This window comes from Micromonospora sp. WMMD1082 (assembly GCF_029626175.1).
Classification (GTDB): Bacteria; Actinomycetota; Actinomycetes; order Mycobacteriales; family Micromonosporaceae; genus Micromonospora.
Window position 1 is genome coordinate 1,780,718 of record NZ_JARUBM010000002.1, and the last position, 17,125, is coordinate 1,797,842.

The 17,125-nt window shown below is 71.8% G+C and carries 16 protein-coding genes and 1 pseudogene; 11 read left to right on the top strand and 6 right to left on the bottom strand.

Features of this window, described 5'->3' with window-relative positions; translation table 11 throughout:
- Positions 1-37: 37 nt before the first annotated feature.
- The 8 genes and pseudogenes from O7615_RS08375 to O7615_RS34310 all read left to right on the top strand — a co-directional run.
- Positions 38-976 carry an ABC transporter permease gene (locus tag O7615_RS08375; protein ID WP_278176800.1) on the top strand — a complete coding sequence of 313 codons (939 nt, stop codon included), beginning with the start codon at positions 38-40 and terminating at the stop codon, positions 974-976.
- A 12-nt stretch (positions 977-988) separates the two neighbouring features.
- Positions 989-1,945 carry an ABC transporter permease gene (locus O7615_RS08380; RefSeq protein WP_278176801.1) on the top strand — a complete coding sequence of 319 codons (957 nt, stop codon included), beginning with the start codon at positions 989-991 and terminating at the stop codon, positions 1,943-1,945.
- 5 nt (positions 1,946-1,950) lie between these two features.
- Positions 1,951-2,988, top strand: a complete 1,038-nt coding sequence (locus tag O7615_RS08385) for an ABC transporter ATP-binding protein (protein WP_278176802.1) — start codon at positions 1,951-1,953, stop codon at positions 2,986-2,988.
- Complete coding sequence (locus tag O7615_RS08390) at positions 2,972-4,000, top strand: dipeptide ABC transporter ATP-binding protein (RefSeq protein ID WP_278176803.1); 1,029 nt, start codon at positions 2,972-2,974, stop codon at positions 3,998-4,000. Before O7615_RS08385 ends, O7615_RS08390 begins: the two co-directional genes overlap by 17 nt.
- A 97-nt stretch (positions 4,001-4,097) precedes the next feature.
- Positions 4,098-6,467: an EAL domain-containing protein gene (locus O7615_RS08395; protein ID WP_278176806.1), complete on the top strand. Its 2,370-nt coding sequence runs from the start codon at positions 4,098-4,100 to the stop codon at positions 6,465-6,467.
- A 144-nt stretch (positions 6,468-6,611) separates the two neighbouring features.
- Complete coding sequence (locus tag O7615_RS08400; RefSeq protein ID WP_278176808.1) at positions 6,612-7,811, top strand: helix-turn-helix transcriptional regulator; 1,200 nt, start codon at positions 6,612-6,614, stop codon at positions 7,809-7,811.
- Positions 7,812-7,965: 154 nt separating this feature from the next.
- Entirely contained in the window at positions 7,966-8,190 is a 225-nt protein-coding gene (locus tag O7615_RS08405) for a hypothetical protein (protein WP_278176809.1), read from the top strand.
- 23 nt (positions 8,191-8,213) lie between these two features.
- Positions 8,214-8,429: pseudogene (locus O7615_RS34310) on the top strand (hypothetical protein); the annotation flags it as partial.
- A gap of 370 nt (positions 8,430-8,799) precedes the next feature.
- Here the strand turns inward: O7615_RS34310 and purH are convergent.
- Positions 8,800-10,371, bottom strand: a complete 1,572-nt coding sequence (purH, locus tag O7615_RS08410; RefSeq protein WP_278176810.1) for a bifunctional phosphoribosylaminoimidazolecarboxamide formyltransferase/IMP cyclohydrolase — start codon at positions 10,369-10,371, stop codon at positions 8,800-8,802.
- Positions 10,368-10,979 carry a phosphoribosylglycinamide formyltransferase gene (purN, locus tag O7615_RS08415; protein ID WP_278176811.1) on the bottom strand — a complete coding sequence of 204 codons (612 nt, stop codon included), beginning with the start codon at positions 10,977-10,979 and terminating at the stop codon, positions 10,368-10,370. The genes purH and purN overlap by 4 nt, the downstream gene beginning before the upstream one ends.
- A gap of 158 nt (positions 10,980-11,137) precedes the next feature.
- Between purN and O7615_RS08420 the strand changes: the two genes are divergently transcribed.
- On the top strand, positions 11,138-11,437 hold the full coding sequence (locus tag O7615_RS08420) for a CD225/dispanin family protein (protein ID WP_278176812.1): 300 nt from the start codon (positions 11,138-11,140) through the stop codon (positions 11,435-11,437).
- Between the two features lie 5 nt (positions 11,438-11,442).
- Entirely contained in the window at positions 11,443-12,102 is a 660-nt protein-coding gene (locus O7615_RS08425) for a hypothetical protein (RefSeq protein ID WP_278176813.1), read from the top strand.
- Positions 12,103-12,195: 93 nt separating this feature from the next.
- Here the strand turns inward: O7615_RS08425 and O7615_RS08430 are convergent, their stop codons facing one another.
- Complete coding sequence (locus O7615_RS08430) at positions 12,196-13,488, bottom strand: DUF6350 family protein (protein WP_278176814.1); 1,293 nt, start codon at positions 13,486-13,488, stop codon at positions 12,196-12,198.
- 161 nt (positions 13,489-13,649) lie between these two features.
- On the opposite strand from O7615_RS08430, the gene O7615_RS08435 reads away from it, so the two are divergent.
- Positions 13,650-13,910: a DUF4190 domain-containing protein gene (locus O7615_RS08435; protein ID WP_278176815.1), complete on the top strand. Its 261-nt coding sequence runs from the start codon at positions 13,650-13,652 to the stop codon at positions 13,908-13,910.
- A 44-nt stretch (positions 13,911-13,954) separates the two neighbouring features.
- Here O7615_RS08435 and sucD read toward each other — a convergent pair whose 3' ends face one another.
- From sucD to O7615_RS08450, 3 genes are all read right to left on the bottom strand, one after another.
- On the bottom strand, positions 13,955-14,842 hold the full coding sequence (gene sucD, locus O7615_RS08440) for a succinate--CoA ligase subunit alpha (protein ID WP_278176816.1): 888 nt from the start codon (positions 14,840-14,842) through the stop codon (positions 13,955-13,957).
- A gap of 2 nt (positions 14,843-14,844) precedes the next feature.
- Positions 14,845-16,023, bottom strand: a complete 1,179-nt coding sequence (sucC, locus tag O7615_RS08445; RefSeq protein WP_278176817.1) for an ADP-forming succinate--CoA ligase subunit beta — start codon at positions 16,021-16,023, stop codon at positions 14,845-14,847.
- Positions 16,024-16,480: 457 nt separating this feature from the next.
- Positions 16,481-16,885, bottom strand: a complete 405-nt coding sequence (locus O7615_RS08450) for a cobalamin B12-binding domain-containing protein (protein WP_278176818.1) — start codon at positions 16,883-16,885, stop codon at positions 16,481-16,483.
- Positions 16,886-17,125: the final 240 nt, after the last annotated feature.

Consider the following 17,125-nt stretch of genomic DNA (forward strand, 5'->3'; position numbering starts at 1 on the left):
CCACGCGGTTCGCCCCTTTTCAGAGAGACTGTTAAGTATGTTCCGCTTCATCGTGCGGCGTCTGCTTCAGATGGTGCTGGCCTTCTTCGGGACCACGCTGATCGTCTACGCCCTGATGTTCGCCGGCCAGGGCGACCCGATCCAGGCCCTCGCCGGCGAGCGCCCGGTCACCGCCGCACAGCGGGCGTACCTCACCGAGAAGTACCACCTCGACGCCACCGGGGTCGGTGGCTTCTTCTACCGGTACTTCGACTACATCTCCAACCTGCTCCGCGGCGACCTGGGTGAGTCGCTCACCGGGCGGTCCATCGGCGACATCCTCGCCGCCGCCTGGCCGGTCACCATCAAGCTGGCCCTGATCGCCATCGCGGTCGCGATCATCTTCGGCGTCACCGCGGGCGTGCTCGCCGGCATCCGGCGCGCCAGCATCTTCGACAACGCCACGCTGCTGCTGACCCTGCTGGTGCTCGGCATACCGACCATCGTGCTGGCCCCCCTCGCGCAGTACTTCCTCGGCGTCCGGTGGCAACTGTTCCCGCCCACCGCCGGTGCGGACCCCGACTTCCACGCGCTGCTGCTGCCCGGCATCGTGCTCGGCTCGCTCTCCCTGGCCACCGCGCTGCGGCTGACCCGTACCTCGGTGGCCGAGAACCTGCGCGCCGACTACGTACGCACCGCCCGGTCGAAGGGCCTGCCGAGGCGGCGGGTGGTCAGCGTGCACGTGCTGCGCAACTCGCTCATCCCCGTGATCACCTTCCTCGGTGTCGAGGTCGGCAACCTGATGAGCGGCGCGATCATCACCGAGGGCGTGTTCAACATCCCCGGCGTCGGCTTCAACCTCTTCCGCGGCATCCGCACCGAGGACGGCCCGCTGGTGGTGGGCATCGTCAGCGTGCTCGTCGTGGTCTACCTCGTCTCCAACCTCGTGGTGGACATCCTGTACGCGGTGCTCGACCCGAGGATCCGCTATGAGTGAGAAGACGGCAGCATGAGTGACTTCGAGACCGTGGCGGCCACCGAGAACCAGGCCGCCCGGCGCGGACCGTCGGGCGAACCGGGCACGCCGAACCAGGTGGGCCAGCCGCGCCGGCCGCGCAGCCTGGCCGGCGACGCCTGGCGCGATCTGCGTCGCAAGCCGATCTTCTGGATCAGCCTGGTCCTGGTGCTGCTGGTGACCGCGATGGCCGCCGTACCGGGCCTGTTCACCAGCAACAACCCCACCGACTGCGTGCTGTCCCGCCAGCACGCGGCGCCCTCCGGCGGGGCCATCTTCGGGTACGACTTCCAGGGCTGCGACACGTACGCCCGCGCGGTCTACGGCGCCCGCGCCTCGCTGCTGGTCGGCGCCCTCTCCGCGCTGCTCACCGGCGTGATCGCGCTGGTCGTCGGCATGCTCGCCGGATACTTCGGCGGCTGGGTGGACGCGGTGCTCTCCCGGGTGATCGACATCGTGCTGGGCATCCCGCTGCTGCTGGCCGCGATCGTCCTGCTCAAGCGGGTCGGCAGCGACAGCGCCACGGTGCGCGTCGGTGCGGTCATCTTCGTGCTGGCGGTGCTCGGCTGGACCACCGCCGCCCGGGTGGTCCGCTCCTCGGTGATCACCGCCCGGGAGCAGGACTACGTGGCCGCGGCCCGGATGCTCGGCGCCGGCAACGGCCGGATCATGTGGCGGCACATCCTGCCGAACGCGCTCGCCCCGGCGATCGTGGTGCTGACCATCGCGCTCGGCTCGTTCATCGCCGCCGAGGCGACGCTCTCCTTCCTCGGCATCGGGCTGAAGGAGCCGACCATCTCCTGGGGCATCGACATCAACAACGGCCGGGTGCACATGCGGGAGTCGGCGACCCCGCTGGTGGTCCCGTCGACGTTCCTGGCGCTGACCGTGCTGGCCTTCATCATGCTCGGCGACGCGATCCGCGACGCCTTCGACCCGAAGCTGCGGTGAACGGAATGGGTCAGAACGCCGTCCGGCCGACGCCGGCCTCACCCACTCCGCCCGGCGGGCACCTGCTGGAGGTACGCGACCTGCACGTCGAGTTTCGCACCGGCGAGGGCGTGGCCAGGGTGATCAACGGGGTCAGCTACCACCTGGACGCGGGCGAGACGCTCGCCGTGCTGGGTGAGTCCGGGTCCGGCAAGTCCGTCACCGCGCAGGCCATCATGGGCATCCTGGACACCCCGCCCGCGCACATCCGCTCCGGCCAGATCCGCTACCAGGGTCGGGACCTGCTGGGCCTGCCGGAGGAGCAGCGCCGGCAGGTGCGCGGCAAGGAGATCGCCATGATCTTCCAGGACGCCCTCTCCGCGCTGAACCCGGTCTTCCCGGTCGGCTGGCAGATCGGCGAGACGCTGCGCCAGCGACTCGGGATGTCCCGTGGCGACGCCCGCCGCCGCGCGGTGGAGCTGATGGACCTGGTGCAGATCCCGGCCGCGGCGAAACGCATCGGCGACTACCCGCACCAGTTCTCCGGCGGCATGCGCCAGCGGGTGATGATCGCGATGGCGCTGGCGATGGAACCCAAGGTGCTCATCGCCGACGAGCCGACCACCGCGCTGGACGTCACCGTGCAGGCGCAGATCATGGATCTCCTCGCCGACCTGCGGCGGGACCTGGACACGGCGATGATCCTGATCACCCACGACCTCGGCGTGGTCGCCGACGTCGCGGACCGCATCGCGGTCATGTACGCGGGCCGGATCGTCGAGCACGCCGACGTCCGCTCGCTGTACCGGGCGCCCGCCCACCCGTACACCAAGGGGTTGTTGAACTCGATCCCGCGCCTGGACCAGCGTGGCGGGAAGCTGTCCACGATCCGTGGCCTGCCGCCCAACCTGATGCGCATCCCCAGCGGGTGTCCCTTCCACCCCCGGTGCCCGTACGCGCAGCAGGTCTGCGTGGACGTGGTGCCGCACGACCTGGTCCTCGGCGACGGCCGGACCAGCGCGTGCCACTTCGCACAGGAGGTACGCGATGACCGCGCCGGCTAGCCCGACGAAGGTGCGGGGCGAGACGATCCTCGACGTCAACCACGTGGTCAAGCACTTCCCGATCACCCAGGGCGTGCTGTTCAGGAAGCAGGTCGGCGCGGTCAAGGCCGTCGACGGGGTGAGCTTCGAACTGCGCCGGGGCGAGACCCTGGGCATCGTCGGCGAGTCGGGCTGCGGCAAGTCCACCCTCGCCCGGCTGCTGATGCGACTGGAGAAGCCGACCGCCGGCCGCGCCACCCTCGCCGGGCGGGACCTGTTCGCCGCCTCCGGTGGTGAGTTGCGCCGGATCCGGCGCAACATGCAGATGGTCATGCAGGACCCGTACACCTCGCTCAACCCCCGGATGACGGTGGGCGACATCATCGGCGAGCCGTTCGAGATCCACCCGGAGGCGGCCCCGAAGGGCAGCCGCCAGCGTCGCGTCCAGGAGCTGCTCGACGTCGTCGGGCTGAACCCTGAGCACGTCAACCGCTACCCGCACCAGTTCTCGGGCGGCCAGCGGCAGCGCATCGGCATCGCCCGCGCACTGGCGCTACGGCCCGAGGTGATCGTCTGCGACGAGCCGGTCTCCGCACTGGACGTCTCCATCCAGGCGCAGGTGATCAACCTGCTGGAGGAGCTTCAGGACGAGTTCGGGCTGTCGTACATCTTCATCGCCCACGACCTGTCGGTGGTCCGGCACATCTCCGACCGGATCGCCGTCATGTACCTGGGCCGGATCGTGGAGATCGGCACCGAGGCCGAGATCTACGAGCGGGCCACCCACCCGTACACCCAGGCGCTGCTCTCCGCGGCACCCGTGCCGGACCCGGACGCCCGGGAGCACCGCAGCGTCATCCGGCTCACCGGGGACGTGCCGAGCCCGGCCGACCCGCCGAGCGGCTGCCACTTCCGCACCCGCTGCTGGAAGGCCCAGGACATCTGCGCCACCCAGGACCCGCAGACCGTGCTGCGGGCCGCCGACCCACACCCCTCCGCCTGCCACTTCGCGGAGGTACGCCCGGGGCTGTGAGGCTCCCGCCTTTGTAGATTCCGCCGCGCCGATCCTTTGTAGAAGTAGCACCCGACGACGGATGTCGTTCTCCTGCCCACTCACTAGGGTCAGAGCCGTGACGCAGGTGGCGCTTCGGCCGACGACGGGCCCCACGGTCGGGGTCGCCGCGAGGGACAGCCGGATCACCCTGCGCCATGTGCAGGCCACCGTCGCGGTCACCGCCCTCGGGACCGCCTGGTGCGTCGCGAACTTCACGGTCGGCGCCGGCACCGAGGCGCTCGCGTACACCTTCGTTCCCCTCGGCGGGGTCTTCGCCGCCGGGTCCGCCGTACACCTGCTCCGCAACGCCGACCTCGACCCGGTCACCCGGCGCTTCTGGCGCGCGCTCCTCGTCGCGGCGGTCGCCATCACGATCGGGTACGCCTGGCTGGCGCTGGACATGCTGACGCACGCCGCCGAGGCCCGGACCCGAAGCATGCCGTTGCCGGCGGCGGCCTGCGCGGCGATCGGATTCCTCGTCGCCATCTGGGCCGTGGCCCGGGTGCCGGTCGTCGAGGCCGGCGGTGTCGAGCGGTGGCGCATCCTGCTCGACCGCATGATCGCGTTCCTCGGCTGCGCGGCCCTGCTCTGTTACATCGGGCTGGCCCCGATGCTGGACGCCGACGAGCCGTGGAGCCCGCAGGCGATGGCGCTGGTCGCGCTCGCGTTCCTGGTCGCCGTCGGTGCCGCGACCAAGGTCTCCTTCGTCGCGGGCGGTCCGGTGGATCCCGTCGCCCTACGACTCGTCGCGGCCAGCGGCGGCGTCACCGCCGGGATCGTCGCCGTGCTCGCGGTCCGGTACGGGTACGTCGCCACCGTCCCCGCCCAGGCGATCGTGATGCCGCTGACCCCGGTGTTCTTCACGCTCGGCGTCACGGCGCAATGGCGGGCCGAACTCGGGATCCGCCGCGCCCGGGCCCGCAACGGCATGCTCCTGCCGTACCTGGCCGTGGTGGCGGTCGACCTGCCGCTGCTCGCGGTCGCGTTCGGCGCCCCCGTGACCTGGCCGGTCCGGGTGGTCCTGATCGCCGCCGTGGTGGTGACCGCGCTGGTCAGCGCCCGGCAGTTCATCGCCTACCGGGAGAACGCCCGGCTGCTGCGCAACACCCGCATCCAGGAGGAGCGCCTCCAGTACGAGGTCAGCCACGACGGACTCACCGGGCTGGCCAACCGGGTGCTCTTCCGGGACCGGCTCGCGTCCGCGCTCACCGCGACCGCACCCGCCTCGGTGCTCCTGGTCGACCTGGACGACTTCAAGACCGTCAACGACCTGCTCGGTCACGGCGTCGGTGACCGGTTGCTGGTCTCGGTCGCCCAGCTGCTGCGCGCCGAGGTCAGCGACGACGGCCTGCCGGTACGGGTCGCCGGTGACGAGTTCGCCGTCCTGCTCACCGGCGCCGACGCGGACCCCGAGGAACTGGCCGGCCGGCTGCTGGCCGCGCTCGACCATCCGATCAGCCAGCACCGCCTGCTGGTGCAGGCCAGCATCGGCATCGCCGACGCCGCACCCGGGGCCACCGTCGACTCGGTGCTGCGGGACGCCGACGTCGCCATGTACACGGCCAAACAGCGCGGAAAGGCGAGCTTCGTACGCTACGTGGACGGCATGGGTGAGCCCGTCCTGGCGCACATGCAGCTCGGCGGCGAACTGCGGCGGGCCCTGGACGACAACGAGCTGCGGGTCGTCTACCAGCCGATCCTGCGGCTCGACGACAACCGGTTGGTCGGGGTCGAGGCGCTGGTCCGCTGGCACCACCCGACCCGGGGCACCGTCGGCCCGGCCGAGTTCATCCCGGCCGCCGAGCGGACCGGTCTGATCGTGCCGCTGGGCCGGTTCGTGCTGCGCGAGACGTGCCGCCAGGCGGCGGCGTGGTCACGGGAGTTCGGGCCGGACGCGCTCCGCGAGGCGGGCCTGAACGTCTCCGCACGGCAACTGCACGACCCCGACTTCGTCTCCGACGTGACGACCGCGCTGGCCGAGAGCGGGCTGCCCTGCGAACGGCTGGTGCTGGAGGTGACCGAGTCGGCGGTGCTGCGCGGTCAGCAGGTCTCCCGTACCCTCTTCGAACTCGACCGGATGGGGATCCGCCTCTCGCTGGACGACTTCGGCACCGGCGAATCGTCGCTGAGCCTACTCCGGGCCTTCCCCGCCGCGATCGTGAAGCTCGACAAGTCCTTCGTCGACGGTATCGAGATCGACGACGGCCAGGCCGCGGCGGCCGACGCCCGGCAGGCGGTGGCCCGCGCGGTGATCCAACTCGCCCACGCGCTCGGCCTGGAGACCGTCGCCGAGGGCATCGAGAGCGCCGCACAGGTCGCCGTGCTCCGCGACCTCGGCTACACCCGTGGCCAGGGCTACTTCCTGGCCCGGCCGATGACCGCCGATGGCATCTCCTGCCTGCTGGCTCACCAGCGGACCGGGACAGCCGCCCGACCGGTGATCTGAACGGCCTGAATGTCGCACCTGGTACCTCCCGCGTTGCCCGTCGCGTCGGGTATGTCGCAGCGGCCGATGCGAGTACCGTCGATTGTGGCGGTCTGCTGGATTAGCGGCCGGTGGCCTGCCGCCCAGTCTGCTACCTGGGAGACGATGATGAGCGATCCCGCGACCTTTGGTGCGCGTCTTCGCGCGTTTCGCGAGCGTGCAGGGAAGACCCGGCCGGTTCTTGGTGGGCTGGTCGGGCGCAGCGCGGAGTGGGTCAAGGCTCTGGAAACTGGCCGGCTCCTGCCGCCCCGGCTGCCCATGCTGTTGCGGCTGGCTGAGGTGCTCGACGTTTCCGATCTCGCGGATCTGACCGGAGACCAGTCTCTGCCGGTGGCTTCGGTGACCAGAGCCGGGCATTCCGGTGTCGACAAGGTGGCTGCCGCGATGCAGCGGGCCTCCGTGCCGATCGGTGCGGTGACGCCGGTCGAGGTGCTGCGTCGACTGGTTGATCAGGCGTGGGCGTTGTGGCATCGATCGACCGCCGAGCGTACGGCGGTGGCGGCGGTGCTTCCCGGTCTGCTGACGGATGCGCAACGTAGCGTCCGGGGGCTTGATGGTGCGGCCCGCCGACAGGCGCTGGTCGAGTTGGCGCGGGTCTACCACCTGGTGCAGTTGTACCTGGCCCACCAGCCGTGTCCGGAGTTGGTGTGGCTTGCCGCCGACCGGGGGATGCTGGCCGCTCAGGACGCCGACGATCCGGCCGCGATGGCGGTGGCCGCCTGGTACTACGCCCACGTCTACCGGGGTGCGAACCAGGTCGACGCCGCCGAGCAGGTGCTGGCCGACGCCACCGGACTGGTCGACCCGGCGGCGGGCGGTGAGGAGTTGGCGCGGTGGGGTCAGGCGCAGCTCGGCATCGCGTTGGGGCACAGCAAGGCTGGTCGGGCGGGTCGGGCCTGGCGTGCGTGGGACGCCGCCGACTCGGCCGCGAGTCGGCTCGGCGGTGGGTACGTCCACCCGTGGTTGATGTTCGGGCCGGCGGCTTGTGCGGCGTACGCGGTCACCATCGAGACGGACCTGTGCCGACCGGGCGAGGCCGTACGGCGAGCCGACACTGCCGACTACCGGGCGCTGCCCTCGCACACCCGTCGGGCCGCCGCCCTGATCGAGGCGGCTCGGGCGCACATGCTGTCGCGGGGTGAGGTCGCGGTGGTGCATCTGCTCGGCCGGGCCCTACGAGAGAGCACCGACACGGTACGGCACCACCCCTACGCCCGCACGGCCGTGCTGGAACTGTCGAACCGGCCGGGCACGGTCGGTGAGGATGCGCGAGAACTGGCTCTCGCCATCGGCATGACCGGGTAACGCTCCCTCAGGTACACACTCTCCCCACCAGGTCTCGTGACCGCTCGTAACGTCCCCGTCACTGGCGGCGGTGAGCCTGCGTCGGCTTGACACCCGATAGGGCCTGACTGAACGTCGTCGCCGCCTCCCAATGCTCGGTCGAAGGGGCGAGGTTATGGCGATCTGGCTTGAGCTGTGCACGCTTACGCGGTGGCTGCTGCGGCGGCTCCAGTCTCCGCCACCCCCGGGGACCGCACAGCGGTACCAGGATGTCGAGCAGGCGGCGGCGCAGCACCGTCTGCTCGACTACGCGACGCAACTACGGCTGCGTCAAGGCAACCGCGCACGGCACCGGATCCCGATCAACCGTGGCCACTGGCCGCAGGAGGGTCAGCAGTGACCAGCGGCCCTCGGCGGTATGCGGTGACCGCCCACGGCCCGGTCCTGCCCATCTGGAGCTGCGGCGGCTGCGACCTGCCCTGGCCCTGCCCGACCCGGCGGCGGGAACTACGCGCGGAGTACGCCGACGCCCCCGTGTCCCTGGCCCTCTACCTCGGCGCCTACCTCGTCCAAGCCTCCAAGGACATGCCCTGGGCACCGGCCGGCGCGCTGCACCGACGCTTCATCGGCTGGACCAGACAACCGCCGGAAGCAACCGCGCCTATCGAACCCGACCAAAACGGACACCCACCCGGCCGAATGACCGCCTGCGGCCCCGGTAGGGCGAACGTCCGACTCAGATCTTGGACAGTTCCCGTTAGCCACGAACGGTAACGTTCCAAGATCTCGCACCTGCATCTCAGTGTTTGAGAACGGTGCCCATTGGGCGGGAGGGGTCAGCGTGGGCACCACAGATGCCGGCGGGCAGTAACCCGGCTGCCCGCCGGCATCAGCTGTGCCCTGGATCCGTCAGGCGTCCGGCCACGCCGCGCACCGACGAATCGCCCGATCAACGTGCAAGGGGGCGGCACAAGACCGTCCAACGACACGCCGACCCGGCAAAGCACCACTAGTGGAAGAAGTGGCGGGTGGCGGTGAGGTACATGGTGACGCCGGCCTGCTTGCAGGCGGCGATCACCTCCTCGTCGCGGATCGAGCCGCCGGGCTGGACGATCGCCCGGATGCCGGCGTCGATGAGGATCTGTGGGCCGTCGGCGAAGGGGAAGAAGGCGTCCGAGGCGGCCACCGCGCCACGCGCCCGGTCGGCACCGGCTCGGCTGACCGCCAGGCGGGCCGAGTCGACCCGGTTGACCTGACCCATCCCGACGCCGACGGTCGCACCGTCGGCCGCCAGCAGGATCGCGTTGCTCTTCACCGCGCGTACCGCCCGCCAGGCGAAGGCCAGGTCGGCCAGGGTGGCCGGATCCGCCGCCTCGCCGGTGGCCAGCCGCCAGGTCGCCGGGTCGTCGCCCGCGGCGTCGATGGCGTCGCGCAACTGCACCAGTACGCCGCCGGTGACCTGCCGCCACTCGGCCGGGCGCGGACGATACTCCGGCGCCCGCAGCAGCCGGATGTTCTTCTTGGCCTGAAGCGTCTCGGCCGCGCCGGGCTCGTAGCCGGGCGCCACCACGACCTCGGTGAAGATCTCGGCGATCTGCCCGGCCAGCTCGACGGTGACCGGCCGGTTGACGGCGATGACCCCGCCGAAGGCGGAAACCGGGTCGCAGGCGTGCGCCTTGCGGTGCGCCTCGGCGACGTCCGCGCCGACCGCGATGCCGCACGGGTTGGCGTGCTTGATGACGGCCACCGCGGGCTGCTCGGCGAAGTCGTTCGCGGCCCGCCAGGCGGCGTCCGCGTCGACGTAGTTGTTGTAGGACATCTCCTTGCCGTGCAGCTGCTCGGCCTGCGCCAGGCCGGGCGGGCTGGCCGGGTCCGCGTAGAGCGCGGCGGCCTGGTGCGGGTTCTCGCCGTAGCGCAGCACCGCCTGCCGGCGCAGCGCCAGCCCGGCGAACTCGGGCCAGCCGTCGGCGGCCGGGGCGAGGGTGGCGGCGAACCAGTCGGCGACCGCCACGTCGTACTCGGCGATGTCGGCGAAGGCGCGGGCGGCCAGCGCCCGACGCTGCGCCAGCGTGAAGCCGCCGCTGTCGAGGGCGGTCAGCAGCATCGGGTACGCGGCCGGATCGGTCACCACGGCCACCGAGGCGTGGTTCTTGGCGGCGGCCCGCACCATCGCCGGACCACCGATGTCGATCTGCTCGACGCACTCGTCCTGGCTCGCCCCGGAGGCGACGGTGGCCTGGAACGGGTACAGGTTGGACACCAGCAGGTCGATCCCGGCGATGCCGTGCTCGTCGAGCTGGGCGGCGTGGGTCTCCCTGCGCAGGTCGGCCAGGAGGCCGCCGTGGATCTTCGGGTGCAGCGTCTTCACCCGGCCGTCCAGGATCTCCGGGAAGCCGGTCACCTGCTCCACGGCGGTCACCGGCACGCCGGCGCCGGCGATCGTCGAAGCGGTGCTGCCGGTGGAGACGATTTCCACACCGGTGGCGTGCAGGGCACGGGCCAGCTCGACCAGGCCGGTCTTGTCGTAGACGCTGACCAGCGCCCGACGGATCGGGCGACGCCCGTCCTCAGTGGAACTCACGGAACCGTGACCTTTCTACCGGTGATCGTCCAACCTTCGCGGACCAGCCGGCCGACGTGCTCGACGAGTTGGCGCCGCTCGGCCTCCTTGATGCGCTCGGTGAGCGTCTCGACGTCGTCGCCGTCGCGCACCGGCACCGCCACCTGCGCGACGATCGGGCCGGTGTCCATCCCGGCATCGACGAAGAAGAGGGTGGCCCCGGTGACCTTCACCCCGTAGGCGAGGGCGTCGCGCGGGCCGTGGATGCCGGGGAACGCCGGCAGCAACGTGTTGTGCGTGTTGAGGTAGCGGTCGCCGAAGGCGGCCAGGAAGCGCGGGCCGACCAGCTTCAGGAACCCGGCGGAGATGACCAGGTCGGGCCGGTGCTCGGCGACCCGCGCGGTGAGCGCGACGTCCCACTGCTCCCGGGTCGGATGGTCGCTGACCCGCTCCACGAACGCCGGCACGCCCGCCGCCGCGGCCCGGTCCAGCCCGGCGATCCCGTCGCGGTCCGCGCCCACCGCGACCACCCGTGCGCCGTACGCCGGCTCGACGGTCGCGTCCAGCAGGGCCTGGAGGTTGCTGCCGGAGCCGGAGACGAGGACGACGATGCGGGCGGGCTCGGTCACCGGCTCACCCTATCCGGCAGCCGGACGGCGCCCAGACGCTGGGCAGCGCACCCTTGCGTGACTGCCGGTTTCGCGCGGACCGGGTACGCTGCCGGTCGCCTGGGACCGGCGCGGCCGGCCCGCACCCGACAACGAACGCACGTGAGGAGCACCTCAACATGGAGCCCGGATACCCGTCCCAGCCGCCCCAGCAGATCGACAACAACATGACAATGTCGATCGTCGCGGTCCTCCTGTTCTGGCCGCTGGCCATCCCCGCGATCATCAACGCCTCGAAGGTCAACCCGCTGCTCCAGCAGGGCGACTACGCCGGCGCGCAGGCCGCCGCGGCCGAATCGAAGAAGTGGTCCAAGCTAGCCCTGATCGTCGGCGGCATCTGGATCGCGCTCGTCCTGGTGTGCTGCATCGGTGGCAGCGTGCTCGGCGCGCTCAACAGCGGCACCGCGATGGGCTACTGAGCCGGATGCAGCCTGGTAACCCCGGTCAGGACCCGTACGGTCAGCAGCCGCACGGGGATCCGACCGCGCCGCCCCCGACCAACCCCTACGCCCCGCCGCCGGCCAATCCGTACGCGCCGCCGCCGGCCAACCCGTACACGCCGCCGGCGGATCCACACACGCCCCCGGCCGATCCCTACACACCGCCGGCGGACCCGTACGGCCAGCAGCCCCCGACCTCGGGGCAGCCGTACGGCCAGCCGCCGGCCTCCGGCGCACCGTACGACCCGTACGCCCCACCGGTCAGTGGCCAGCCACCGGCGTACGGGCAGCCACCGGCGTACGGCCAGCCCTACCCCGACCCGTACGCCCCGCCGCAGCCGTACGGTGGCACGCCGATGTATCCGCACGCCGGCTTTGCCGGCGGGTCGGGCCAGCAGAACACGCTCGGCCTGGTGGGGATGATCCTCGGCATCGCGTCGATCCCGCTGGCCTGCTGCTACCTCGGCATCCCGCTGGGGCTCGCCGCGCTGGTGACCGGCTGGATGGGCAAGCAGAAGGCCGATCAGGGTCTGGCCAGCAACTCCGGCCAGGCGCTCGCCGGCCTGATCTGCGGCGCGGTCGGCGTGCTGTTCGGCGTGCTCCAGATCGTGCTGGTGGCGCTCGGATTCGCGCTCGACTCGTGAGCAAGGCAGGTCTGACACTTCAGAGGTAGGTCGAGGGGCGCTCCGCACCGCCGGGGCGCCCCTCGCCGCTTTCCGGGTGAGCCGGGTGGGCGGTCAGCGGGCGAGACGGGTGAGCCAGCGGGTCGCGGCGGCACCGAGCAGCGCGCCGCCACCGATCACCATGGTGGTCGCGAGCGCCACCTGCCAGCCGCTCGGCCCGACCTCGGCCAGCCGGCCACCGCCCAGCGGCCCACCGGATGCCTGGGCGGCGACGCCCAGCAACACCCCGGCGACCGGCCCGGCGAGTGCCGCCGGGGCGAGCAGCCGCCGCCAGGGCAGCGGCCCACGCTCGGCGGGGGTCGACCGCAGCAGCGGGCGGGCGTGCAGCCAACCGGTAACCATCCCCACCAGCACCGGCACCGCGAGCACCACGGCCGATTCGAGCCCGTCGACCGGCCCGCTCGGCAGGCCGGCGACGAGCGGCAGGGCCGGCAACGCGCCGACCGACACCTCGCTGGTGCGTACCACCGTGTCGGTGCCCAGGGCGAAGCCGGGGCCGAGCAGGTAGCTGGCCGACCAGACGGTGACGTTGGGTGCGTACGCGAGGCTGACCAGGGTGATCCCGGCCTGTCCGGCCACTCCGGTGCGGTAGGCGCCGATCAGGTCGGCGGCGTCACCGCCACCGGTCGCCACGGCCAGTCCGGCCACCGCCGCCCCCGCACCGAGCAGCACGAGAGCCGCCACCAGACCGGCGCGTGCCCCCTCGCGCAGCGGCATCGGCGCCCCCGCGGTGACGACCTCGGCGACCCTGGTCGTCCGGGCCGCACCGGCGCCCGCCGCGAGCGCGCCGACGACGGCGAGCGTCAGCCCGGCCCGCACCGGCGACACGCCGGGGCCGCCGGCACCGACCAGCACCGCCACCAGCGCCCCCAGCAGCCCGTACGAGACGCCGACCGCCGTCGCGACGGCGAGCGTACGACCGGGTGACCGGGTACCGCGGACACCGATCGCGCGGCTGGCGTGCACCCCGGCGCGGATGAGTCGCCACCCGGCCAGCGCGGTCACCGCCAGCGGGGCCAGGCCCAGCGGGCCGGTGGCCGTGGCCAGGGGCACCCCGTGCCCGAGGAGCCAGCCCGCCGCCCCCGCCCGTGCGGCGCCGGGCAGGCTGGCGGCACCCTCGCTGACCTGGAACAGCCAGAGCACCACCGCCACGGGCAGCCAGGACGTGAGCGCGGCCCCACCGGCGGCGACCAGCGCGGCGACCGCCAGCGGCGCGTGACTGCGACGCGGTTGCCCGGCCCGGGGCAGCGGCACCCGGCGCGGCGGGCCGGCACGACCGGGCGGCCGGGCGCCGGCTCCGCGGGCATCGGCGGCCCGGCGCGGCTGGTCAGGGGTGACAAAGGACATCGGCTCTACTCTGGCATGCCGGCCCGGCGCCGGCTGCCCGACACCCACCCCACCAGGGCGGCGAGTTCGCCTGATCCGGCGTGCGGGAGCAACCGCCTCCTCTAGCCTCGGCAGAGGGACCGTGACCGACGTCGCGGCAGCAAGCGACCCGGAGGGAAGTCGTGAACGCTCCGTACCCACCGCCCCCGCCGCCGCCCGCCGGCCGGGACCGCACGACCCTCTGGGGCGTGCTGGGCATCGTGACCGGTGTGCTCTGCTGCGGCATCCTCGGCATCGTCTTCGGCTGGCTGTCGGTCCGCGACGCCAAGCGGTACGGGAAGTCGCCGGTGCTCGGTTACGTGGCCATCGCCCTGGGCGTGCTCAACATCGTCGTCAGCCTGATCCTGCGGGCGACCGGGAACTACCCGTACTGGAACCGCTGAGGGGCCGACCTGCCGGTCGACCCCCCAGTATCCGAACGCTCCGCTCAGCCGGCGGACATGATCCCGCGCATCAGCTTGGCGGTCTCGGTCGGCGTCTTGCCGACCTTGACGCCGACCGCCTCCAGCGCCGCCTTCTTCGCGTCGGCGGTGCCCGCCGAGCCGGAGATGATCGCGCCGGCGTGCCCCATGGTCTTGCCGGGCGGTGCGGTGAAGCCGGCGATGTAGCCGACCACCGGCTTGGTGACGTTGGCCTTGATGAACTCCGCCGCCCGCTCCTCGGCGTCACCACCGATCTCACCGATCATGACGATGGCGTCGGTGTCCGGGTCCGCCTCGAACGCCGCCAGCGCGTCGATGTGGGTCGTCCCGATGATCGGGTCACCCCCGATGCCGACACAGGTCGAGAAGCCGATGTCGCGCAGCTCGTACATCATCTGGTAGGTCAGCGTGCCGCTCTTGCTGACCAGGCCGATCCGGCCGGTGCCGGTGATGTCGGCCGGGATGATGCCGGCGTTGGAGGCACCCGGGGAGGCGATGCCGGGGCAGTTCGGGCCGATGATCCGGGTCCGCTCGCCCTTCGCCACGTTGTACGCCCAGAAGGCGGCGGTGTCGTGCACCGGCACCCCCTCGGTGATCACCACGGCCAGCGGGATCTCGGCGTCGATCGCCTCGATGACCGCGCCCTTGGTGAACTGCGGCGGTACGAAGATGACCGTGACGTCCGCGCCGGTGTCCTTCATGGCGTCGGCGACGCCCGCGAAGACCGGCAGCTCGGTGCCGTCGAAGTCGACCGTGGTGCCCGCCTTGCGCGGGTTGACGCCGCCGACGACATTCGTGCCGGCCGCGAGCATCCGCCGGGTGTGCTTGGAACCCTCGGACCCGGTCATGCCCTGCACGATGACCTTCGAGTCCTTGGTCAGCCAGATAGCCATCGTCAGACCCCCGTAGCCGCCAGCTCGGCGGCCCGCTCGGCCGCGCCGTCCATGGTGTCGACCCGCTCGATCAGCGGGTTGTTCGCGCCGTCCAGGATCGCTCGACCGGCCTCGGCGTTGTTGCCGTCCAGGCGGACGACGAGCGGCTTGCTGACCCGCTCGCCCCGCTGCTCCAGCAGGGCCAGCGCCTGCACGATGCCGTTGGCGACCGCGTCGCAGGCGGTGATGCCGCCGAAGACGTTGACGAAGACGCTCTTGACCGACGGGTCGGAGAGCACGATCTCCAGGCCGTTGGCCATGACCGCGGCGCTGGCTCCGCCGCCGATGTCGAGGAAGTTGGCCGGCTTGACGTTGCCGTGCCGCTCGCCGGCGTAGGCGACCACGTCGAGCGTGGACATGACCAGACCCGCGCCGTTGCCGATGATGCCGACCTCGCCGTCGAGCTTGACGTAGTTGAGGTCCTTCTCCTTGGCGGCCTGCTCCAGCGGATCCACCGCCGCCTGGTCGACCAGGGCCTCGTGGTCGGGGTGCCGGAAGCCGGCGTTCTCGTCGAGCGAGATCTTGGCGTCCAGCAGCAGCAGCGTGCCGTCACCGGTCTTGGCCAGCGGGTTCACCTCGACCAGGGTGGCGTCCTCGGCGACGAATGCGCGCCACAGGCCCACGGCGACCTCGACGACCTGGTCGGCGACCTCGGCGGGGAAGCCGGCGGCGCTGACGATCTCCCGCGCCTTCGCCTCGTCCACGCCCTTGACGGCGTCGATCGGGGCCTTGACGACCTTGTCCGGGGTCTCGGCGGCGACCTGCTCGATGTCCATGCCGCCGGCCACGCTGGCGATGCAGAGGAAGGTGCGGTTCGCCCGGTCGAGCAGGTACGAGAAGTAGTACTCCTCGGCCACGTCGGCGGTCACCGTGATCATGACCTTGTGGACCGTGTGACCCTTGATGTCCATGCCGAGGATGTCGGTGGCGCGGGCCACCGTCTCCTCCGCGCCCTCGGCCAGCTTGACGCCGCCCGCCTTGCCTCGCCCGCCGACCTTCACCTGCGCCTTGACGACCACCCGGCCGCCGAGGCGTTCGGCGAGCGCGCGGGCCTCCTCAGGGGTCGTGGCGACGCCGCCGGCGAGCACGGGAAGCCCGTGCCGCTCGAACAGGTCCCGCCCCTGGTACTCGTACAGGTCCACGATTGCGCGTCCCGTCCCGTCTCCGCGGCGCACCGTCGCGCCGCCACCAGCGTATGGAAAGAAAACAGTGCGATGCCTGACATCAGTTGAAGTTGACGCAGGCCATTGGGCGCAGCCTAGCGATGCCGGCACGGCCGGCAACCGAGCGGGTGCGTGGTGTGCGGTAATGCACAACCGGGGCCGACCCTGCGTCACCGGCGCGGCACCGGCCGGGTGGCGGACCGCCCGGCGTCACCCGTTCGAGCGATCTTGTCGGGCCGGTGACGGATCTCGGTGGTCCCGCGTAACCCCGCCGGAGGGCCGTCGTTGAGTCAGGTGTCGGAGCGCTGGAGAGCGCGAAGACGGAAACGGCCGATGCCCTGTCGGTCGAGGGGTGGCGGCGGGGCATCGTGCATAGAGGGGCCGGACGTGTGAGGGGTGCGTCCGGCCCCTCCCCCTGTGCTGAGGACCCCTGTGCTCAGGCCACCGGCTGGGCGACGTTGCGGCGGACCCACTCCACGATGGACTGGGTGGTGGCGCCCGGAGTGAAGATCTTGGCTACCCCGAGCCGTTCGAGTTCTGGAAGGTCGGCCTCCGGGATGATGCCGCCGCCGAAGACCACGATGTCCCGGGCGTCCCGCTCGTCGAGCAGTTCGAGGACCCGGCGGAACAGCGTCATGTGCGCTCCGGAGAGCACCGAGAGACCGACGGCGTCGGCGTCCTCCTGGATCGCGGTCTCCACGATCTGCTCCGGGGTCTGATGCAGGCCGGTGTAGATGACCTCCATGCCGGCGTCCCGGAGGGCGCGCGCCACCACCTTGGCACCACGGTCGTGGCCGTCCAGGCCCGGCTTGGCGACGACGACCCGAACACGAGAGCTCATCTGGGCATCCCTTTCACCGGCTCCGCGGCAATCACCTGAACGAACGGTAACCCGCCCGGTCGTCGCCGGGGAACGGGGGCCGGGTAGATCGCGGCCGCCACCGCCGCCGGGCGGAACCGCCGGCAGTCACGGACGCCACCGAGCACGGTGCCACCGCGACCTCACGCAGAGGCACGACCCACGCGAGCCGCGTCAAGGGGGACGACTCCGCCGATCGGTCACAGTGTGCGACGAACGGAG